Raw genomic sequence first — 22,558 nt, 5'->3', positions numbered from 1 at the left:
TTTAAAATAATACCTGGCTTTCTGGCCTGTGAACGTACACATATATAATAGGAAGAGACCGATCAAATGATCGGTCCTTTTTACTTTTTTATTATACAAAAATATTAAGTACCAAATGGGGGTCGATGCCCCTCGCCTCCATTAGAGCGAGTAAAAGCCATCAACCAGTTGTTCTGGTTGGTGGTTTTTTATTTGTGATATAATGTTGATAAATTTAGATTGGGGGACTCAAGATGTTTAATAATCGAGAACAGCTCCAAGAAATTTTAAAAAAAGCGAATCAACATGCACGGAAGCAAGCCAAAGAATCGGGTGCTTCTATTTATTATATAAAAAATAATAAACGTGTTCGTGAAGATGCTGAAGGTAATAAATTTGAAATTACTTTTGATTCTGCTGGTAAACGTCAGGAATTCGAGTATCATGAGTGAAAGCAAACCAGTTATGACTGTGTTCGCTGGAACCAACGGAGCAGGGAAAAGTACACTTAGCATGCAAATGAGAGAGTGGCTTGGTGAACTGGTTGATCCAGATCAAATTGCAAGAGAGTTGAAGCCAGAGAATCCGCGTAGTGCTGACCTGTCTGCTGGCAGGGAAGCTGTAAAAAGAATCCGATCTCTCATTAAAAGTGGTACAAACTTCGCTATTGAAACGACATTGTCTGGATCGTTTGTTTTGAAACACATGCAAATTGCAAAAGAAAACAATTATGAAATTGTTGTTTACTATATCGGCCTCGAGGACGTTCAAATGCATATAGATCGTGTTGCCTCTCGCGTTGAACAAGGTGGACATTGGATTGCAGAAGAAGACATTCGTTATCGATACGGTCAGTCATTACAGAATCTTACACCCGCTCTGGCCATCGCAAACCAGGTCATCATCATTGATAATACATATGAGCCTCTAATTATTGCAGAAATCACTCAGGATAAATTGGTCTATTGCATTGACTCAATACCTGTTTGGTGTAAGCCTGTTCTTGTTAGGTACAAATGAAAGTTAGAGTGAAACAACAAGAGAGCCATCAGCCAGAAATTCTGGTTGGTGGCTTTTCGGTTTATATGAAGCGTAAGCTGATGATCTGACTATTGATGAGCCATCTAATTCCTCATAAATCCTTGATAACCTTTACATATCGATCAAACTCCGTTTGACTCATTTGATCACTCATCTGCAAAAGGATATTATCTTGAGCATAGGCATGTGAATTAGGCATTAGCGTTGATTTTCCGGGTTCCTCGTAAAAATCCTTCAGTATTTCAAGATCCGTTTTATCCTCAAATAAGAATAGATACCCACCCTCACCTTCACCCAAAGCTGGCACCAAAATGTGCCGCACATCTTTAAAGCCTAAGTTAGCCAATCCGTGTTCTTCACGGATAGACCCCGTTGGAGTTTCAATCTCAAGTCCAGCTTCTTGAAACTTAGTAGCAATATGATCAAGAGTAATCGCAGGCGGACTCTCACTCGAAGAGCAGGCAGCAGTTATGCTTAGAATTAGGCCCAATAAGAAAACCAAACCAATATATTTTCTCAAGTCAATCATCATCCTCCCTGCTAGAAAATATAAATAAGTATAGTTTAACATAATTGGGTATTTCTATTTATAAATGTGCTTGGTCTCCATATCTACTCTGAATACTTAACTCCAACAAACTAGCATACCTTTTACATAGTATCTCTTATCTTGAATTTTGCTTCGTACCAGAGAGTCATTTATAATGAGAAGCTAGACTAGACTGCGTTAGGAGGAAACAATGGATTTTATCAAAAATCAACTAGACGGAACAGGCATGAGTGAACAAACCATTGGCATTCTTTCAAACTTGATCATGGTTATTTTTATAGCGGTGGTCTCCATTCTGGCGAATTATATAGCCAAAAAGGTCGTGCTGAAGACGATTCATCATATCGTCAATAACAATCGGTACAAATGGGGCCACATCATTGTGGAGAAAAAATTATTTCACAAGCTGTCGCACCTCGTACCGGCCATTATTATCTATTATTCTGCTTATATCTTTCCATCCTATCAGGCCTTGATTGAGAAGGCTGCAATGACCTACATGATTGTGGTAACGATCACTGTATTCAATGCGCTGCTCAATGTGTTTGATGATGTATATCGTTCCTATGAAGTATCCAAGATCAGGCCGATCAAGGGATACATCCAGGTAGCGAAGATTATTCTATTCATCATCGGTGGCATTATCGTCATCTCGAGCCTCATCGGTCAGAATCCATTAATCATTCTCAGTGGACTTGGTGCGTTATCAGCGGTGCTGATGCTGGTCTTCAAGGACTCCATCCTGGGCTTGGTCGCAGGCGTCCAATTATCCTCAAATGATATGGTGCGTGTAGGCGACTGGATTGAGATGCCGAAATATAATGCAGACGGCGACGTGATCGACATTACACTAAATACGGTAAAGGTAATGAATTTTGATAAAACGATCACGATGATTCCAAGCTATGCCCTCATCTCGGATTCGTTCAGGAACTGGAGAGGCATGCAGGTATCCGGGGGCAGAAGGATTAAGCGAAGCGTCTATATCGACACGAGCAGCATTACCTTTTGTACCGAAGAAATGATTAAGGAGTTCCAGAAGATCCACTACCTTACGGATTATATTGATACAAAACTAAGTGAAATTAATGAGTACAACATGGAGCACCAGATTAATACAGCAAGCAAAGTGAACGGCAGACAACTGACCAATGTCGGGGTATTCCGGGAATACATCCATCAATATCTGAGGAATCATCCAAAAATCCATAAGGATATGACGCTGATTGTGAGACAGTTAGCGCCCGGAGATAACGGACTGCCACTTGAAATCTATGCCTTCAGCAACGACATCACCTGGGCAGTGTATGAATCGGTTCAAGCAGATATCTTTGATCACATCTTTGCCGTGGCCCCGACATTTGGCCTTCGTGCTTTCCAAAATCCAACGGGCCATGATATCGTTCAACTCAAAGAGAGTCCGCAATTTTCGCGGGGATATTAAGATATGTTTTAAAAGTATATATCGAAGTATTATCATGCTTTGCGTAGCTCTGCACTTTCGGACATCCATTTGATTCAAGCGTGTATAGAGGGGTAGAATAAACGAGAGGGCCATATATCTTTTTCCATATCGTTTCGTATACCTTTCGTAAAGGAGAGTCTCCAGATGAATCATCAAATTCCGGAATATACGTTGAATGATGGCTTGAAAGTACCTGCCATTGGGTTTGGTACCTATAGCTTAAAAGGAGCAGAAGGCGTTAAATCCATAGTATCCGCTCTGGATACAGGTTACCGTTTGATTGATACCGCCTATAACTATGAGAATGAGGCAACTGTCGGAAAGGCAATCAAGCAGAGTTCGGTTTCCAGAGAAGAGCTGCTGATTTCCTCCAAGCTGCCGGGGCGTTACCACGATTATAAGAAGGCTCTCGTAGCAATTGAGGAGTCCCTATACAGAGCAGATCTCGATTATTATGACCTATACCTGATTCACTGGCCTAATCCGAAGCAGGATAAATATGTAGAAGCCTGGCAGGCACTCATTGAGGCGAAGAAACGTGGATATATTCGCTCCATCGGAGTTAGCAACTTCCTGCCTGAACATAATGAGCGTCTGATTAAGGAGACTGGGGTAGCCCCAAGTCTGAATCAGATCGAGCTGCATCCGTTTTTTGACCAAGCAGAGCAGCGGAAGAAGGATTCGGAGCATGGTATTGTCAATGAATCCTGGAGTCCTATTGGCCGCGGTAATGACGCCGTGCAGGATGTGGTGAAGGATGAGAAGATCCTCCGCATAGCAGAAGCTCATGGCAAAACGGGAACACAGGTCATTTTGCGCTGGCATACCCAGCTGGGTTCCATTCCAATTCCGAAAGCAGGCTCCCTTCAACACCAGAAGGAAAATATCGATATCTTCGATTTTGAGCTGAGCCAGCAGGAGATGGAAGTGATCTCGTCGTTCAATCGTCAAGATGGACGGTTATGGGGACAGGACCCGAGCGAATACGAAGAGTTTTAAAAGGTTTTATGAAGACGCGCCTCTACCTGTAAGGTGAAGGGAACGTGTATGTAGGAATATTGCCTCCTATTCTGCAGAGATGCAGATAGGAGGCTTTTTGTTGTGTTTTTATATTTGAAAAGAAGAATTGAATTTCAACCCATCTGTATTTTATCAGTTTCTAACGTGAGTCCTAACCTACTCCACCAATTTTTCAGACCTTTGCACCATATCACGTAAAACACGAGCCACTCTGCTTTTCCTGCCTACTGCTCTTCGCTGTATTTTAGCTAATGATTTTTTGTATGCCTCTGCATCAGATTGGAGTAAGAACTGTTTGGCTGCAATTCGTAGTGTCCTTTTTAACAATCGTGCGGAAGAACGTGTCGTTCTGGACCGGAACCCTTTGCGCAGGATCCGTAGTGTATTTTTGTAGGTTTCGAGGTCAGCGGACGGAGGTACAACGCAAAATAAATTGAGTGCAGAATCATTGAAGCCATAGGTGTCCAACATGATTCTCAGATTTTCCGTATTGAGCACATCTCCCCGGAAGTGGGTTGGGTGTTCCTGATGATAGCCCACGACCTCTTTCATGCAATAGAAGGGAACTTTCAAACGGTGCAACCTGTAGCCCAAATCCCAGTCTTCTAGCCCATAAAGTACATACCTTTCGTTGAACCCCCCAACCCGATTTAACAGACTACGCCTAACGGCTACACACCGAGTAACAAATATCATCCAGGGAGCTACATCTGTTCTGGCAAATTGCTTGATCACACCTGGCGGCATTTTGGATGGAAAAATGACTTTGGACAGCGTATCAGTATGATGAATAATATCTGCTGGTGTGACCAGTGGGACAATTTCATTTGCGGCTTCCAATTCTGGACGCCATGAGTTTGATGCTGCGAGGACTGCATGGCAATGTTCTTTCTCCTCTGGAGAAAAATCCGGATAGTAGTGGGTATAAGAACCATCGAAGGAATGGGGAAAGCCCGAAACCACGGCTCTGGGGTTTTTACGATGATACTGCCGTACGGTTCGGATGAATTCGGGTAGTGCAAGAAAGTCAGCATCACAGAAGATGACGTATAACCCCTTGGCATGCTTCAGCCCCAAATTCCGAATAGCAGATCTGCCGCGTTGTTCTGTTTGGGATACATAGATCAATGGATATGAAGCTTGAAAGGCCTCTACCTGCTCTTTCGATCCATCCGTGGAACCGTCATCAGCAACGATGACCTCAAATAGATGCTTCGGGTAGGTCTGCGCTTCAAAAGCGGCCAGTGTAAGTGATAACTGATGGGCCCGATTATACGTTGGGATAATGATACTGTAGCGGATCGCCATGCTATATTCCTCCCTTAGGTTTGTTGATGCTCCTTATGGAAAACCGAACACGTTCAAGAAAGAAGTGATATTAGTTTATTCCATATGGTTGGGGGTGACTGGTCAAACACCCTAAGGTTTTGGAAACAGGCTTGGTCGATCGCATTCTTCCTTTTAAATGATTTACCAGACGGTCTACAGGAAGGGATGCCGGGTACTTTTTTCGTTCGCTGTTATCCCGGGAATATGATCTCGATCTTTTGCCTGCATGTGCAAATCCTGCGCCGGATAAGGAAATATCAAATTTTGGATATCTCAGCAAGAATGGAGGATAGCCATAATGGCAGCCAGGCAGTAACTTTATGAAGAGGGCTCAGCACAAAGGGGTCCGGCATCTTACACGAACACATGGGGGGACGTGAAGTGATGAAACGGTCATGGAGAAAACGGCTGACAATTGGAATCTGCCTGATGATGGGATTGACTGCTCTTGCAGGCTGCTCAGGAGAAAGTGGAAAGGCGAGTGAGGCGGAAGGAGACGGTCCTACACCAATTTCAATCTGGATGTCGATGAACACGAATGCTTCCATTACGCTCAAGAGCATGAATGAAATCACGGCGATTAAGGAATGGGAGAAGAAGACCAACACCAAGATCGAATTCCAGCATCCTGCGGTGGGTACCGAGACCGAACAGTTCAATGTCATGATTGCCTCGAATCAGCTGCCTGATGCGATGTTTGTAAATGGAGATTACGCCAAGCTGTTCAATGATGGCATCATCATCCGGCTTAACGAACTCATTGATGAATACGCTCCCAATTTGAAAAAGATCCTTGAGGAGAACCCCGAGGTCGCCAAACAGTTGAAAGCGGACAATGGAGATATCTATGCCATTCCGCATCTGCGTCTGGGGGAATACAAAACCTTCGGCGGTACATTCATCCGTCAGGATTGGCTCGATGAGCTGAAGCTGGAGAAACCGGAAACGCTGGAGGAATGGGAAACCGTACTTAAAGCGTTCAAAGAGAAAAAAGGCGTGTCCGCGCCGCTGTTGTTCGGTGCACCACCTAAAATGACAACGATGGGACCTGCAGCGCCTACCTATTTGGAGGCTTACGGTATAACTAACAACACGTTCTTGAAGGATGGCAAGGTAGTCTATGGGCCAATCGAGCCCGAATACAAGGAATTTCTGACGATGTTTCATCGCTGGTACCAGGAGGGACTGATCGATCCTGACTTTGCCACCAACGATCAGAAGACATTTGACGCCAAAGTGTTGAGTGGTCAGGCGGGTGCCTTTTTCACCTTCATCGGTGGAGGTGTAGGCCGCTACCTGCCCGCTCTGCAGGAAACTGATCCGAATGCCAATCTGACAGCCGTCCAATATCCGGTGCGGAACAAGGGTGATGAGCCAATGTTTACGGGACGTTCCTGGGAGTGGAGCAGCAGCGGCGTCGTAATCACCAATAGCAACAAACATCCGGAGGAAACGGTCAAAGCACTCGATTATTTCTTCAGTGAAGAAGGACATATGCTGAAAAATTTCGGTGTGGAGGGCCTCACCTATACGATGAAGGACGGTTATCCGACCTATACCGATGAGATTTTAAAAAATCCGGATGGATTGTCAGTTGCCCAAGCGATGGCCAAACATTTTATTGCCAACTACCCCTTCGTGGGTGAAGATGACGACCGGTACAATGAGCAGTATTATCAGCTCCAGCAGCAGAAGGATGCTGCGGTCCTGTTTTCCAAATACAGCGAGAATACACTGAAGGTAGGACTTCCTCCTACCAGCCTGACAACAGAAGAATCCACGGAATACAGCAAAATCATGAGCGATATTGGAACGTATCGGGACGAAATGTTCGTCAAGTTTGTCATTGGGGTCGAGCCGATTGAGAACTTTGACAAGTTTGTCGAGCAGATCAACAAGTTCAACGTTACACGAGCCCTTGAAATCCAGCAGGACGCACTGGACCGCTATAACGCCAGATAAGGAAGAGACGATCGTGGGGTTGAATCACTTCAACCTCACGGCTGCCCTCTTTGAATGAAAAAGGAAGGGGATGGAGAAGGTGTCGCACAAGCTTTCCTTGTTATGGCTCAATTACAAAAAGAATAAAGCGATCTATTGGATGGCTCTTCCCGTCGTTTTATATTTTCTCATCTTCAAATATCTGCCCATGTACGGAGCGATCATTGCGTTCAAGGATTACTCAGTAGGCAAAGGAATATGGGGCAGTGACTGGGTAGGGCTGCAGCACTTCCGGGATTTCTTTCAGAGTTATTATTTCTGGCGAATTCTGAAAAACACCCTTGTGTTGAGCTTTTATCAACTGTTATTTGGCTTTCCTGCACCGATTCTGCTTGCACTGCTTCTAAATGAGATCCGAAATGAAATATTCAAGCGCACGGTGCAAACCGTCTCGTACATTCCGCATTTTATCTCGATCGTTGTCATCTGCGGCATGATTGTGGATTTCTCGTCCCGCGATGGGCTGTTTAACACCATTATTGGTTATTTTGGCGGTCAGAGCAGTGCACTTCTCAGCGATCCGGCCAATTTCCGTACCATTTATACGGCTTCATCCATATGGCAGGAACTCGGCTTTTCCAGCATCATATATTTGGCTGCTCTTAGCGGAATCAATCCCGAGCTCTATGACGCAGCGAATGTGGATGGGGCGAGCCGCCTTCGTCAGGTCTGGCATATTACGCTGCCCGGCATCATTCCAATGATTTTGATTCTTCTTATTCTCCGTATTGGCGGACTGATGGAGATCGGCTTTGAGAAAATTATTTTGCTCTATAATCCGAATGTGTATGATACGGCCGATGTCATCTCCACGTTTGTCTATCGCAAAGGGATTAGTGAAAGTGCTGAGTTCAGCTATACGACTGCGGTAGGTTTGTTCCAATCCGTCATTAACTTTACGCTGCTAATCGGTGCCAACCGCCTGTCCAAAGCGATATCCAATACCAAGCTATTCTAGTCAGGAATGAGGTGGGGGAGGGAATTCAATGAAAATAAAACGATCAATCGGTGAGCGGCTGTTTGGTGGTGCCAACGCCATCCTGATGACTGGCCTGATTGTTGTAACCTTGTATCCGCTGCTGCATGTGCTGAATGCATCGTTCAGCGATTCCGGTCAGCTCATGGCCCACAGAGGACTGCTGCTCTTTCCCAAGGGTCTGACACTCGAGAGTTACAAGCTCGTTCTCAGCAATCCGAACATTCTGTCCGGGTACCGAAACACGATATTCATTGTTGTTGTGGGTACTGCGCTGAATCTGCTGTTTACCATTCTGGGGGCATATACCTTGTCTCGCAAAAGCTTTATGCTCCGCAATCCGATTATGCTGGCGATCGTATTTACGATGTTTTTCAACGGCGGAATCATACCGTCCTACCTGTTGATCAACAATACGCTTCATATGGGGAACAGCCTGTGGGCCCTGATTGTACCCGGTTTGATCAGCAGCTATAATCTGATTATTATGCGTACATCGTTTCAGGAAATCTCGGAAAGTCTGCTGGAGTCAGCCCGGATGGACGGGGCAGGAGAGATGCTGATTCTCTGGCGGATTGTGGTGCCATTGTCCATGCCGGTTATTGCAGTGATGATTCTCTTTTATGGGGTCAGCCACTGGAATTCATGGTTCAGTGCTATCCTGTACATTCGGGATCGAAATCTGTTTCCGCTTCAGCTGGTCCTGCGCGAAATTCTGATCCAGAACAGTACGGACTCCATGACGACAGGAGCTTCAGCCGTGGACAAAGAGGCGATCGGGGAAAGTGTAAAATATGCAACCGTCATGGTGGCCACACTCCCTATTTTGTTTATCTATCCATTTCTGCAGAAATACTTTGTCAAAGGTGTTATGATCGGAGCAATCAAGGAATAAATCAGTCGTAGGCCATGCCAAACCAGGAATGTGAGGAGGAGACTCATGAAGAAGAAAAGCATCCTGCTGTCCTGGAGCATTTCTTACATGGTCATTCTGCTCATCCCGATTGTGATCGGTGCAGCTGTCTTTGCCGAGTCCCGCATCTTACTTGAGGAAGAGGTTAATCGTTCCAACATGGTGCTGTTATCCCAGGTGCAGGAGACGATCGATAATCAGATTGGCGATATTGGCAGCATTAGCAATCAATTGATGGCCGATTCCCAGCTGACGAGCTTCATTAACCATGCGTCAGAACAGGATGCCCGGTGGAGGTTGATGGGACTGGAGCTTATCAAAAACCTCAAATCCACACGCGTCGGAAACGGCCTAATTAGTGAATTATATATCTATATCAAAAACTCCGATGTTGCCCTGTCATCTTCTTCACTTATTCAGAAAACATATCTGTATGACATGTTCTATAAAGGCACCGATGTAACTGAGGAAGCGTGGACTGGACTGATGCATGATACCGGTAAGAGCATGTTCCGGAAAATGGCGGTTCGGAGTGAAGACCGGCGTATTGAAGAGACGCTTGTCTACCTGCAGCCGTTTCCCATCCAGAGCGCTGCCGACAGCCCCGCTACCTTCGTGGTCAATCTGGACCCGAATCGGTTCCAGCAAGCGATTGATAATGTGCGTTTGGAAAAAGAAAGCACGGTATTCATCCTGGATCGTGAAGGTAATACTTTGTTTTCTACAGGATCATTTGAAACCCCTTACAAAGCAGGCGGAGATCTGAATCTCCAGCAGGATACAGGAGGGAAAACAGAGACGATCGACTGGAACGGTGAATCTGTCACCATGTCCCAGATCTCTTCCAAGGTCCAGGACTGGAAGTATGTATCCATCATACCTACCCGGATCTATGCCAAGAAGCTAACGGTCATCCGCAATATTACGATTGGCGGGGTTGCGGCTGGGCTTATGATTGGCGGTGTGGCAGCCTGGTGGTTTACACGGAGAAATTACCGTCCGCTTGGACGGATCATGAACATTATCTCCGACAAGGTCAAATGGAAGCTGGAGCAGCCAGACGATGAATATGGCATCCTGCAATCGGTACTGGTTCGTGCCTGGGAAGAGCAGGATCAATTCGCAAGCAGGCTCAAGGATCAACAAAACGTGGTACGGAACAGTCTATTTTCCAAGCTGATGAAGGGAAGGGTTCAGACAGGCGAAGAGTTTGCTTCAACGTTGGAACGGCTGAGTATTCGGTTCGAATCCAATTCGTTTGCCGTCTTGCTCTTGCATATTGAGAACGTTGAAGGATTGTTCCGTACAAAAGTACGGGAGCAGGATCAGGAGGAAAAATATCAATTTGTGCACCTGATCCTGACCAATGTGCTGGAGGAAATGATGGGTTCCGTGGGCCATGTATATTCGGCAGACATTGACGGAAGGATCGCATTTCTCGTCAACATTCGGGAGTATGGGGAAAATGCCGGGTCCCAGCTAGTCCGTGCAGTCGAGGAAGCCCAGCGTTTTATCGGGTCACGGTTTTGTGTGTACTTTTCTGTTGGGGTAAGCGATGTTCATCAAGGGGTAGCAGAGATCGCAGACGGTTTTCGTGAATCGGAAGAGGCACTGGAATATCGACTGATTCTGGGGATCGGGCAAATTATTGACCAGAACCGGATTCGCAGGCCAAAAGAGGAACTGTACTACCCTCTCGATCTGGAAAGACAGCTCATTAATTATATTGCGACAGGCAATTATGCCCGCTCAACCGAAGTGATGAACGAAATTCTCATGACCAATTTTACGGGAGAGCCCTTGTCTGTTGAACTGGCACGCTGTCTCATGTTTGAGTTAATCGGTACCTTTTTGAAGGCCACCGAACAGATCAAGACAGATGACCAGAACGAGCTGACCCATCGTAATGATCTGATCCGGCAGCTGTGTGCATGTGAGACTTTTGAGGAGATGGAAGCCGAGTTACTGCGGATTCTGGAGAGCATCTGTCAGATGGTGCATGAACGCAAGCGCTCCCGCAATGCAGAGCTGAAGGACCAGCTGATTGAATTCATTGTGGAAAACTATGCAGATGTCAATCTGGGTCTGACCCATTTGTCGGAGCGCTTTCGTTTTCATCCAACCTATGTCTCCAAGTACTTCAAGGAACAGACCGGAGTCAACGTGATCGATTACATCAACCAATACCGCATTGAACAATCCAAGAAAATATTACAGGCCGAGGAACTGACAATTCAGGACGTATCCGAGCGTGTAGGCTTCCTGAACAGCAATTCGTTCATTCGTGTCTTCAAAAAATATGAGGGTATCACGCCCGGCCAATACAAGCAAAACAGCAGGCTCATCCAGCATGAGGTTTGAAAACAATAGATCCATAGAGGAGGAATTGGTTTCATGTGGAAAAAGGCGATTGAAGATGCACTCCAAGTCACCCGGCACAATATTGACCGATTCGGGGGACGATTTCCCCATGTAAGTAACGGCGATGAGCATTATATGCTGAACGACAACACGGAGTGGACGGCAGGCTTCTGGCAGGCATGCTCTGGTTATGCACGGAATATACCCAGGATCCGCTGTATCGTGAGGCAGCTGTAGATACCGTCGCTAACTTTCGGACGCGCATGGAGCGGAAAAGCATCTTTGACCACCATGATATTGGTTTTCTCTATTCGTTATCCTCCAAGGCGCAGTGGATTGTGGAACACGATGACTCAGCACGGGAACTTACGCTGGAAGCGGCAGATATGCTGATGAAACGCTGGCGGGAGGAAGCCGGACTGATCCAGGCTTGGGGACGTAAAGGCGATGTGAACAACGGAGGGCGAATCATTATTGATTGCCTGCTCAATCTGCCGCTATTGTTCTGGGCGTATGAACAGACGAATAACGAAGAGTATCACCGCGTGGCGAAGCTCCATGCCGAGAAAAGCCGTCGTTTTCTGGTCCGGGGAGATGATTCCAGTTATCATACCTTTTATTTTGATCAGGGTACTGGTGAAGCTATCCGCGGCGGAACACATCAGGGGTATAATGACGGCTCCACATGGACTCGTGGACAGGCATGGGGGATATACGGCTTTGCATTATGCAGTCGTTATCTGCAAAGTGCAGAGATGTTCGAAACAGCGAAGCGTCTCGCCCGTTATTTTATTGCTCATGTGCCTGAGGATCATGTGGCGTATTGGGATTTCGATGCACCCCAAACCTCCGAAACGAAACGGGACAGCTCTGCATCCGCTATCGCTGCGTGCGGAATTCTGGAGATAGCCGAGAGATTGGATCAATCCGATCCCGAACGGGCTTTTTTCCTGGATGCGGTGCAGAAGTCGGTGGCATCTCTGGTTCAGAATTACTCCACTCATGGGTCCCATACGGAGGAAGGGCTGCTCAAGCACGGTTCCTATTCCGTAAGAGGTGGGGATTCACCGGATGACTACGTCATCTGGGGCGACTATTTTTATCTTGAGGCACTCATGCGGTTGGAGCGAGGCATCCCTGGATATTGGTATGACCGAAATTAGAACGGTAGGCAATAAGATGAAACAAATATGATCAAGCAGGGTACATGAAACACAAAAGCAGCGACACTTCCCATCAAGGAAAGGTCGCTGCTTTGTTTTGCTTCTATAGTTGGATACACGTGCTGTTACATCTGCGTTTTTGGAGCAAGTTCAATGGCAGAGCGAATGGCTGCCAGCATGCTTTTGTCATCGGCAATGTTTTTGCCTGCGATATCGAAGGCTGTACCGTGGTCAACGGAAGTGCGGATGATGCCGCCTTTTAAGCCAACGGTGATGTTCACGCCTTCCTCAATGCCCATAACCTTGATCGGAGCATGTCCCTGATCATGGTAGCAAGCCACAACGATATCGAAGTCACCGCGGCCTGCACGGAAGAACAGTGTATCCGCAGGGAGAGGACCAACCACATTAATGCCTTCCTGCTGCGCGCGCTCAATACCTGGCTGCAGCTTCTCTTCTTCTTCTCCATTACCAAACAATCCGTTCTCGCCTGCGTGCGGGTTAATGCCGCATACAGCTACACGTGGATTATCGAAGCCTGCTTTTTTGAGTGTATCGTGCGCAAGCTTAACCACCGTGTAGGTTCTTTCCGGGTTGATGCTGGCAATGGCATCGATCAAGCCCATGTGTGTTGTAAGGTGAATGACCCGCAGGTTAGGTGTAGTCAGCATCATCGAGAAATCCTGTGTATCGGTCAGGTCAGCCAGAATTTCGGTATGTCCCGGATACAGGTGCCCACCTTGATGCAAGGCTTCCTTGTTCAAAGGTGCGGTGCAGATGGAATGGATCTGCTGTTTTTTGGCTAGATCAATGGCTTTGGCCAGGAATTGAAAGGCTGCGTCTCCCGCTATGGCAGATACTTTTCCGTACTCCAGATCGGCAGGAACCAGATCCAGATCAATAACATCCACCGTGCCGAACTCGTACTTGGCTTCGGAAGGCTCTTGAATGGCATTTACGTTCAAGCTTGATCCGATCACGGGCAGAACGCGCTCCAATATTTTCGCATCACCAATAACGAGCGGGTTGCAGTTGTCGTAGACCTCTTGATGGCCCAATGCTTTCATAATAATCTCGGGTCCGATACCTGCTGCATCGCCCATTGTAATTCCAACTGTCGGTTTCATACTGGAATCCCTCCTTTTAATTTTTGAATCGCATGGATAAAGACGTCAGGTGTACCGAATCCGCCTGCTTTCGTAATGACGTGCAGATCTTCAATTCCAATAAATTTGGATACCGGAACACCGATCTCAAGTTCATCGAGCAGCTCGAAGCCGCTAATATTCCACTTCATGCAAATTTGCTTGGCGGTATCTCCGCCTGTCATGGATACACCTTTGAAATACCCTTCTTCGAGCAGTCTGGCACAAATCTCGCCCATCGCCCGTACAATTTCGTTGCTGACCTCGGTGTGATCCAGGCCGCGGGCTTCTCCCGTGGCACGTGCCAATTCGACATCGACCTGCTCTGCCGTGGAGTACAAGACAACGTCGTTGCCTTCCAGTGCCTTGGCCTTTACTTCTTCGTATACACGCTCCATTTCCTCTGTCCGATCTGCTGCAGCGGATACGGCTTTGAAGGAATGGAACGGGATAGATGAGACACTTGTTTGCTGCAGCAGCTGCTTCAGCTGCTCCCGAGAGTTTTTGTTTACACTGCCTACGACAGTCAGGATGGGTCCGGGGTTTTCCGGTATGGTCAGTTCGATTGATTTATTCTCCAGACGGTAATGTCCGGGAAGATAATTGGCGATACCCGCTGAACCTGCCCATGCAAAGGTATACTCCAGCTCGCTGGTCATCTGCAAAATTTGCTCCAGATGCAGTTCTTCCGTCGAATCCACAAGCACGTATGGGATCCCGTTTTCTTTAAACTGGTTTAACTTCTTCTGAATATGATCCTTGCCTGCTTCCAGATCAGATACGCTGATCTCGCCTACTTCATACTTCGTTTGAAGCTTCAGTAGTTCCGGAAGATACGAAACGGTCACCGGTGTTTTCGGATCGTTTGCGATCTCGGTGTCTGCCAGTGCAATGCCGTTCAGGTAGTGTGTGCCATTTCGAATCGTGCGATTATTTTTCGGATACCCTGGGGCAATCATCATGAAATCCGGTTTAATCACGTCGTACAAAGCATCAATCTCAATTCCGATGTTACCACGCATAGTAGAATCCATTTTTTTGAAAATGGTATCAAATCCGTTTCTCGTCAGAAACTCGGCTGCGTTGCTAACGCGCTGATAAGCTTCATCCGAGGCAATGGAGCGGCTGTCCGTGTCGAAAACAACAGCATCGTAATGACGAATGTTATTCTCGTCCATATTAAATAGTACACTGGTTTTCAAACCATGACGGGCAAGCTGAACCCCGCTGTCATTGGCACCAGTCAGATCATCTGCAATAATGGCTAATTTCATGCTGTTATCGCCTCCTTGAGAAAAAAATGAATTCATGTCCGGTCGTATAAGGTTGCTGCTTTATGTGGTCGGTCTTTGATTGTATTTCTCGACGCCGCCTGATTTCTCCAGCCGTTTGGAGAGGAATCCGATGAAAATCGGCAGCAGAATGGCTGTTGTCACAACACTCGCCGCAATCTGTACGGTAGCGATTTCAGCAATTGGGGCAAATGAAGCATTGGCAGCCACGATGGCAGCAGGTGTACCTACAGCGTTACCGGCTGTGGAACCTTCCGAAGCTCCGACAATGGGATTCCAGCCAATGGCTTTGAAGAGCAGGTAGCCAACGCCGCCAGTGATCAATACAGTAATTACACCCAGCATGATGCCGCCTAGTCCGCCTTGAATAATGGACGAGAAGTTGATTCCCATACCCAGTGAAAAGGCGAAGAATGGAACGAGCTTGTCGCTGCCTTTGTGCAGCCATTCAGCCAGGTTGCGATCCAGGTTACCGATAACAACACCGACGATCAGTGGAAGCAGTACGGCTACAAAAGCCATCGGGGAGAACATGCCATTGGCGAAGCCCATCGCACCGAAAATAGAGAGTGCAACCATGGTAAGAAAAGGTCCGTCGCTGAGTGCGAGGAATGGATAAGCCGCCTTATCATCTTCTTTGCCGTATTGTCCAGCCAATGCGATGTACAGTCCGCCGTTGGAATTCGTCATCGCGGCAATAATGGCAAGCGGTGCCAGGCCAAGGAATAATCCATTGGAATCTGCGAAGAAAATGGCGATCAAACCTAATATTGCACCAACGGCCCACTTGAACACAAGCAGCGTAACGCCTTTACCTACAGACGAACCGGCTGTCTTGAACGTAATTTGCGTCCCGGCAATCAGGAGGAACAGGGCGATCAGTGTGCTTGAACTGTTCACGAACAGGGCTTCAGTAAAACCACCAATCCGCAAGGCATTGGGGAAGAATGTGTTAATACTTGCACCAAGTAACAGCGGGACAACCATCATACCGCCAGGAATGCGATCCAATGTCGCTTTAATGTTCATAGTAGTAGCTCCTTTATGTGAGTAATCGTTTTCATGAAGCGCTTGCAGGACTTATGTTATCGCATATTGTTTATTTTAGCAACAATAATTTATTGTAAATTTAAAATAATTCATTAGGTGTTTAAATATGCAACACATTGAGGCGTAAAAAAAAGCGTAAACTTAAAGATTATTCTTTAAGTTTACGCCATAACGTGGCACGGTTAATCCCCAGGCGTTCCGCTGCCTTGGATTGATTGTTGTTTTCCTCCTGCAGGACGTGCTGAATGATTTCCTTCTCAATCTCTTTCAACGTACCGTTCAGCCTCATCGTGTTCGAAGCAGAATGCTGATTAAGCAAGCGGGATAACGTATCCGTCGAGATCACATAATCCTGCTCATTCAGGGCAGCCTGTTTGATAAGATGTTTCAGCTGGTTGACTGTCATCTGCGGAACTTGATCTCGGATCAACTGCAGCGCATCGTCTTTTATTTTCACTGCAGCCGTCCCATACTTCTGATAGTAACCGCTTAGAAAATGCTGGATGAGTGGAGCCAAATCCTCTAGCCTGTCTGCAAGACTTGGCATCATGATGGTATTGAGCTCGATATCAAGCTTCCAATGCGGATTCAATGGCTCTTCACCCAGGATGAATACACCAATCTGCCTATCGAGACAGGTCTGAATGAATGAGATTAGCTCTTCGTCATTTAGGCGGCTATCGATATGATTCATTTCCACGTTGCGTACCTTGGAGAGCGGTATTTTATGCAAATGGCCAGCAGGTACCTGGGACAGATCCATTTGCAGCAATAGTCCACCACCCGAGTACATTTGATGAATATGTTTTACGAGAAATGATTTGCCTGAATCGGCATGGCCAAGCAGATAAATGGGTTCGTGATTTTCATATAGTGCCCGGATATTCTTCAGCGTCACCTGCATGGCAGGTGATTCTGCGACGATAGGTTCTATGGAAATATCGGTGTAAGCGGTTATGCCAAATTGTGCAAACTGGTAAGGTTGTCCCTTTTCGAGTGTGTATACTTTATAACCCTTAGTATTGAGCGTCGTTTCATAGGCTGTCACTGTCAGCTGGTAGTCGTCAACCATAAACATATTCTGGACTTGGGACTGATGAAATTCCAGATTGGTGTTAATTAGATGAATGTGATTATCGGTCAGTGGGTTCTGCTCGAAATCCGTCAGATTTTCGAATACAATCTCGTTTCGTTCATCTAAAATAAGCAAATTCGGATGCTCCTGCGTGACCAAATTGTTGAGAATAACGGATATTGCACGATTTTTGCTCAAATACCGATATACCAACTGGGCATCTTCCAACGCTCGCAGAATGGCTTCCTTGCCGGATTGGATCAGCAATCCCTCGAGTCCATAGGTTCTGGCAGTATTTACGGTGATAACATCCCCGACAATTTGACGGTATCCGGACGCTTTTAGCTCCAGCAGCAGTCTGGCCACATCTTCGGAACTGCGTATGGTATATACCTTGAGAGGCAAATCCATCAGATCAATAATCGATTGTGCACCCGATGTAATATTGGAAAAGCCTACGATGGCCGTTTTGCCGTTAAACTGGCTTGCCAATGTCAGGGATCGAATCATGTCATATCCCGACAGCTGCACATCAATAACGGGAATGGTGACAGCTTCCTTGATCAGCTGAGCAGTACCCCCGCGGCTAATGATAATATCCGCCCCGTTTTTTTCAGCTTGGGAGGCCAGTTCGGCGCCCTTCATCAGGTCACCTACCTCGTACTGGATGGTGAGTTGGGGAAATCGTGGAACGCATTCTTGTATAATGGTAGTCATGGATTCGTAAGGAGCGATAATATGAACTCGTGTACGCATAATTTTCCTGCCTTTTATAGAAATCTCATTCGGATGGTTCCCTTATTATAGCCAACTTACGTGGGATTGGCATCTTTGGCTCCGGGCAGCTTGAATATAAGTAGAGAGAAAAGATGGCCGAACGACTGATCTGCATTCAAGAGAGTGTGACAATTATCACGGAAGTCAGAATTCCACTTTTTCAAAATGAATACATAAGCATCAACGATGGAAAGGAAAGAAAGGAGCGTCATGCGATGGCAGCAATTCGTGAAACGGTAGAACCGGATCACATTATCCAATGCGTTGTCAGTGAGTTTCCGTGCAGGGTATTGTGGAGTGAGGGGCGTCCATGCCTGGAGTATCAGCGGGAAGAGGATCTGAAGGTAATCACAGCGTACGTTGAGGTAAACTTTGGTGTTGATTTGCTGGATGTATTCTTTACTGCAGTAGAGAGTCTTCCCGCCTGATCCGGATAGCGGCTAGCGTCAGAAAATGAAAATAGCGTGAGAGAAACCATCAGCGATGTCTGGTGGTTTTTCTTTTGGTTCGATATTTGTTGCAGGAAGATGATTAGGGTCATGATAAGGTAAAGGATTTTTGAATGGGAAATGCCTGTCCAATCCAGGGAAATGAAACCCCGTTCCCGGAATTCATGTATTATAGGGTATATGTAAACTTTTCGGAGGAGGAACGTGATATGGGAATCTTATCGAGGTTTAGGGACGTGATGAAGGCCAATATGAACAGCTTGCTGGCTCGGGCGGAAGATCCGGAGAAGACCGTGAACGAATACATGCGGAGTCTGAGCAGCGATCTGGGTCAGGTAAAGGCGGAGACGGCAGCGGTGCTGTCAGAGGAGAGCAGGGCGAAGAGGGCTTTGGAGGAATGCAGTGCCGAGATCAAGAAGCTGCAGCGGTATGCAGAGAAGTCGGCAGAGTCAGGTGATGAAGATAAGGCGCGAAGTTTTCTGGAGAAGAAAGTGAAGCAAGCGGAGAAATTGAACGAGTTACAGGCAGCCTACGACCGGGCCTCCGCAAAAGCCAAAATGATGAAGCATATGCACGAGAAATTGGTGGTGGATATGGGGCAATTGGAAGCTCGGCATACAGAGCTCAAGGGCAAAATGGCAGATGCGAGAGCCCAGCAGCTTGCTAATGAACGAAATGCCTCTGCCGGAAGTGCGAATGCAGCATTTCAGGCGATGGAAGACAAGACCAATCAGGCATTGAATGAAGCGGAAGCACTTGCTGAACTCCGGGCAGGGAAGCAGGAGGATGATCTGGATGAACTTATTGCCCAGCTCGAGAAAGAAATGAACGCTGATGCGGGTAATAATGAAAATGCGACGCCAAGTGCGGAGGAGGAACTCGCAGCAATCCAGGAGAAGCTGAAGAATAAATAGGATGTATACGATTATATTTCGTTAGACATTGAGGTGAGCAGATGCCAGTTATTGAATACAAATGTCCCAACTGCGGCAGTGGCATGGTTTTTGACAGTACGACAGGAGCATTATCCTGCCCGAGCTGTGGGCGGCAGGACAACATTGAGCAACTCCCAGACCCGCTCAAGAAACAGGTGTTCACGGAAAATGAAGTGAAGCAGTACCACTGCAACAGCTGCGGCGCGGATATCGTCACGGAACCGGAGACGAGTGCGACCACGTGCAGCTTTTGCGGAGCGGCGGTTGTACTGAGTAATCGACTGACAGGTGATCTGGCACCGGTTAGGGTGATTCCCTTTTCCATCAGTAAGGAACAGGCGATGCAGGCATTCAAAAAGTGGTGCCGAAACGGTCTGCTGACGCCAAGCGGATTCATGAGTGCAGATCGGATTCAGAATATCACCGGGATGTATGTGCCTTTCTGGTTATATGAATTACATAACAAAATTGAAGTTCATGGCCGTGGTACCAAGGTGAGAACCTACACTCAAGGTGACTACCATTATACGGAAACACAGCATTTTGATATTTACCGCAAAATCCGGCTCAACTATGTGAATCTGCCGATTGATGCTTCGGAGAAAATGAAGGATGAGCTGATGGATAAGCTGGAGCCGTTTCCCTATAACCAGCTGAAAGAGTTCAAGACTCCGTATCTTGCGGGATACATTGCCGAAAAATACAGTTATACGGATGAAGAATTATATCCGCGGGCCAAGGAGAAAACCCGATCTTATATTGATTCTTACATTGCTTCAACGGTATCCGGCTATAACAGTGTGAGCTACACGGACAAACAAATCGATACAACCTTAAAAAATGCAGACTATGTGCTGCTTCCAGTGTGGATGGTCTATTATGACTTTAATCGTTCCCAGTATACCTTTGCCATGAATGGTCAAACGGGAAAAGTGGTCGGCAAACCTCCCATTAGTAAAGCCAAAGTGGCCGGATGGTTCGCCGGCGTTTCCGCCGTTTCCTTGTTGTCCTTGAAACTGGTCTCCTGGATGATGGGAGGTGGGTTCCTGTGAGAAAGGCCAAATATCTGGCGATGGTAGCTACACTGGTAATGTTGGTGATCGGTCTGGCATTTCCCGTGTTTACCGTTCAGACAGCATCGGCAGCAGAGGACAAAAATCTCATCTATGATGAGGCCAATCTGCTGAGCGAGCAGGAAGAAAGCGAATTGAACGCACTGGCGAATGAATATGGTGACGAGAGGCAGACGGATTTTATTATCCTGACAACGAACAATACGGAAAATCAGGATGTAGAGCTGCTGACCGAGGATTTCTATGATGAACAGGCACTAGGGTATGATAAAGCCCACGGTAATGCCGTCATTTTGACAATGGATATGAATTTTCGGGAAGTGTACCTGGCTGGATTTTATAAAGCAGAGGATTATTTGGATAATGGGCGGCTGCAAGCTATCCGCAGCAGAATTACCCCTGATTTATCCAATGGTGACTATAAGCTAGCTTTCGAAAAATATATCAGGCTCTCTTACGAGTACATGGGGTACAAACCGGGTGTGAATCCTAATAATATTTTATTCAACGGTTGGTTTCAACTTGCTGTATCAGTCGCAATCGGCGGAATCGTAGTTGGTGTGATGGCCTACCGATCTGGAGGACGGGTCACCGTCAATCGGGCGACATATGAGGATTCCAGTAATTCCAGTGTACTTGATCGTCAGGACCGATATATCCGTACAACGGTCACCAAACAAAAAATTGAACGAAACAATAACAACGGCGGAGGCGGCGGTGGTGGAGGTACCACCCGAGGCGGCCATTCACATAGCGGAAGCAGAGGTTCGTTTTAGTATCTGAGCTTTCGGGGCAGGTCCAAATAGAAGGGATGGGAACGATTATGGGATTTTTCAAAAATCAATTCTCGAATGTGGTGGAATGGGAAGAATTCAGGGATGACATGATCTTCTGGAAGTGGAGCAACCGGGAGATCAAGAAGGGCAGTAAGCTGATTATCCGGTCGGGCCAGGACGCGATCTTCTTGAATAACGGCAAAGTGGAAGGGATTTTTGAGGAGGAGGGCTCATTTAATATCGATTCCGAGATCATCCCGTTTCTATCTACATTAAAAGGATTCAAATTCGGATTCAACAGCGGCATGCGAGTCGAGGTGCTGTTTGTGAATACAAAGGAATTTACCGTTCGGTGGGGCACGCAGAGTCCGGTATTGATCCCGACACCGCAGCTTCCAGGCGGAATGCCGATTCGGGCTAATGGTACGTTCAACTTCAAGGTAAGTGACTACGTCACGCTGATTGATAAAATTGCGGGCATCAAGCAGAGCTATCTGGTCGAGGATGTCAAAATCCGCATGACTTCCGTTCTGGACCAGCTGCTGATGAAGTGGATCAGCCGTGAGGGCAAGGACATGTTCAACCTGCAGGCAAACGCATCGGATATTGCAAAAGGTATTCAGGAAGACCTGGATATGCAGATGATGGACATCGGGATCGGCATTACCGGCTTCCAGGTGATGAGTTTCAATTATCCGCAGGAAATTCAGGATATGATTACGAAGACTGCTTCGCACGAGATGATCGGTAATCTGCAGAAATACCAGCAGGTCAGCATGACGGATGGCATTGCATCCGGTAAGGTCAAGGGCGGTGGTGCTGCTTCCGATATGGCAGGCATGATGATGGGCATGAACATGGCGAATGAAATGATGAAGAACATGAATTCCAATAACCAGAATCAAGGCCAGAGCCAAAACAATAACAGCAGCAGCAACTCAGGTCAAAACCAGGATCAACCATCCGCTTCCACGGGAGGATCTTCTTCAGAAGGTGCGAAGAAGCCGAACTTCTGTCCGAACTGTGGTGCTAAAAATGAAGGAGCCAACTTCTGTCCAAACTGCGGGCAAAAGCTTGGCTAATGTAACCCAATATAAGAAGGGCCTGCATGAGAGTGAGTAATCGTTAGCAGGCCCTTTTTCAATTTCAATTTAAGTTTGATAAAAGTCTTGACAATATTTCCGAAAT

19 protein-coding genes and 1 pseudogene are annotated in these 22,558 nt (G+C 46.7%); 14 read left to right on the top strand and 6 right to left on the bottom strand.

Features of this window, described 5'->3' with window-relative positions; translation table 11 throughout:
- Positions 1-233 precede the first annotated feature (233 nt).
- Complete coding sequence (locus tag HP552_RS19865) at positions 234-431, top strand: hypothetical protein (protein WP_175397149.1); 198 nt, start codon at positions 234-236, stop codon at positions 429-431.
- Positions 424-999: an ATPase gene (locus HP552_RS19860; RefSeq protein WP_175397148.1), complete on the top strand. Its 576-nt coding sequence runs from the start codon at positions 424-426 to the stop codon at positions 997-999. Before HP552_RS19865 ends, HP552_RS19860 begins: the two co-directional genes overlap by 8 nt.
- A gap of 112 nt (positions 1,000-1,111) precedes the next feature.
- Here the strand turns inward: HP552_RS19860 and HP552_RS19855 are convergent, their stop codons facing one another.
- Positions 1,112-1,540, bottom strand: coding sequence for a stress protein (locus tag HP552_RS19855; protein ID WP_175397147.1), 429 nt, complete (start codon positions 1,538-1,540; stop codon positions 1,112-1,114).
- 220 nt (positions 1,541-1,760) lie between these two features.
- On the opposite strand from HP552_RS19855, the gene HP552_RS19850 reads away from it, so the two are divergent.
- Complete coding sequence (locus HP552_RS19850) at positions 1,761-3,014, top strand: mechanosensitive ion channel family protein (RefSeq protein WP_175397146.1); 1,254 nt, start codon at positions 1,761-1,763, stop codon at positions 3,012-3,014.
- 165 nt (positions 3,015-3,179) lie between these two features.
- Positions 3,180-4,034, top strand: coding sequence for an aldo/keto reductase (locus tag HP552_RS19845; protein ID WP_175397145.1), 855 nt, complete (start codon positions 3,180-3,182; stop codon positions 4,032-4,034).
- A 177-nt stretch (positions 4,035-4,211) separates the two neighbouring features.
- Here the strand turns inward: HP552_RS19845 and HP552_RS19840 are convergent, their stop codons facing one another.
- A complete protein-coding gene (locus tag HP552_RS19840; protein ID WP_175397144.1) occupies positions 4,212-5,363 on the bottom strand; it encodes a glycosyltransferase family 2 protein in 1,152 nt (383 codons plus the stop codon).
- A 405-nt stretch (positions 5,364-5,768) separates the two neighbouring features.
- Between HP552_RS19840 and HP552_RS19835 the strand changes: the two genes are divergently transcribed.
- The 5 genes and pseudogenes from HP552_RS19835 (at position 5,769) to HP552_RS19815 (ending at position 12,798) form a co-directional block, all read left to right on the top strand.
- Complete coding sequence (locus HP552_RS19835; RefSeq protein ID WP_175397155.1) at positions 5,769-7,346, top strand: extracellular solute-binding protein; 1,578 nt, start codon at positions 5,769-5,771, stop codon at positions 7,344-7,346.
- A 70-nt stretch (positions 7,347-7,416) separates the two neighbouring features.
- Positions 7,417-8,343 carry an ABC transporter permease subunit gene (locus HP552_RS19830; RefSeq protein ID WP_175397143.1) on the top strand — a complete coding sequence of 309 codons (927 nt, stop codon included), beginning with the start codon at positions 7,417-7,419 and terminating at the stop codon, positions 8,341-8,343.
- A 28-nt stretch (positions 8,344-8,371) separates the two neighbouring features.
- Positions 8,372-9,256, top strand: coding sequence for a carbohydrate ABC transporter permease (locus tag HP552_RS19825; RefSeq protein ID WP_175397142.1), 885 nt, complete (start codon positions 8,372-8,374; stop codon positions 9,254-9,256).
- A 45-nt stretch (positions 9,257-9,301) separates the two neighbouring features.
- On the top strand, positions 9,302-11,635 hold the full coding sequence (locus HP552_RS19820) for a helix-turn-helix domain-containing protein (protein ID WP_175397141.1): 2,334 nt from the start codon (positions 9,302-9,304) through the stop codon (positions 11,633-11,635).
- A 33-nt stretch (positions 11,636-11,668) separates the two neighbouring features.
- Positions 11,669-12,798 (top strand): annotated as a pseudogene (locus HP552_RS19815) (glycoside hydrolase family 88 protein).
- A gap of 125 nt (positions 12,799-12,923) precedes the next feature.
- On the opposite strand, the gene pdxA reads toward HP552_RS19815, so the two are convergent.
- The 4 genes from pdxA to HP552_RS19795 form a co-directional block, all read right to left on the bottom strand.
- Positions 12,924-13,925: a 4-hydroxythreonine-4-phosphate dehydrogenase PdxA gene (gene pdxA, locus HP552_RS19810; RefSeq protein ID WP_175397140.1), complete on the bottom strand. Its 1,002-nt coding sequence runs from the start codon at positions 13,923-13,925 to the stop codon at positions 12,924-12,926.
- Positions 13,922-15,217 carry a four-carbon acid sugar kinase family protein gene (locus HP552_RS19805; RefSeq protein WP_175397139.1) on the bottom strand — a complete coding sequence of 432 codons (1,296 nt, stop codon included), beginning with the start codon at positions 15,215-15,217 and terminating at the stop codon, positions 13,922-13,924. Before HP552_RS19805 ends, pdxA begins: the two co-directional genes overlap by 4 nt.
- 60 nt (positions 15,218-15,277) lie before the next feature.
- On the bottom strand, positions 15,278-16,264 hold the full coding sequence (locus tag HP552_RS19800; protein WP_175397138.1) for a 2-keto-3-deoxygluconate permease: 987 nt from the start codon (positions 16,262-16,264) through the stop codon (positions 15,278-15,280).
- Positions 16,265-16,433: 169 nt separating this feature from the next.
- Positions 16,434-18,116 carry a sigma-54-dependent Fis family transcriptional regulator gene (locus HP552_RS19795; protein WP_175397137.1) on the bottom strand — a complete coding sequence of 561 codons (1,683 nt, stop codon included), beginning with the start codon at positions 18,114-18,116 and terminating at the stop codon, positions 16,434-16,436.
- Between the two features lie 236 nt (positions 18,117-18,352).
- Here HP552_RS19795 and HP552_RS19790 point away from each other — a divergent pair, with 236 nt between their 5' ends.
- The 5 genes from HP552_RS19790 (at position 18,353) to HP552_RS19770 (ending at position 22,452) form a co-directional block, all read left to right on the top strand.
- On the top strand, positions 18,353-18,565 hold the full coding sequence (locus tag HP552_RS19790; protein ID WP_175397136.1) for a hypothetical protein: 213 nt from the start codon (positions 18,353-18,355) through the stop codon (positions 18,563-18,565).
- Between the two features lie 230 nt (positions 18,566-18,795).
- Positions 18,796-19,500, top strand: coding sequence for a PspA/IM30 family protein (locus HP552_RS19785; RefSeq protein WP_175397135.1), 705 nt, complete (start codon positions 18,796-18,798; stop codon positions 19,498-19,500).
- 41 nt (positions 19,501-19,541) lie between these two features.
- Positions 19,542-20,573 (top strand): TFIIB-type zinc ribbon-containing protein, encoded by a 1,032-nt coding sequence (locus HP552_RS19780; protein ID WP_175397134.1) that lies wholly within the window; start codon positions 19,542-19,544, stop codon positions 20,571-20,573.
- 38 nt (positions 20,574-20,611) lie between these two features.
- Positions 20,612-21,370, top strand: coding sequence for a TPM domain-containing protein (locus HP552_RS19775; protein ID WP_246310978.1), 759 nt, complete (start codon positions 20,612-20,614; stop codon positions 21,368-21,370).
- Positions 21,371-21,417: 47 nt separating this feature from the next.
- Positions 21,418-22,452, top strand: coding sequence for an SPFH domain-containing protein (locus HP552_RS19770; RefSeq protein WP_175397133.1), 1,035 nt, complete (start codon positions 21,418-21,420; stop codon positions 22,450-22,452).
- The last annotated feature ends 106 nt before the right edge of the window (positions 22,453-22,558 follow it).

The organism is Paenibacillus xylanilyticus, from assembly GCF_013359935.1.
In the GTDB taxonomy this organism is placed as follows: Bacteria; Bacillota; Bacilli; order Paenibacillales; family Paenibacillaceae; genus Paenibacillus; species Paenibacillus xylanilyticus.
Note: the sequence above shows the minus strand (reverse complement) of the source record. Positions and strands in the feature narration are given on the sequence as shown.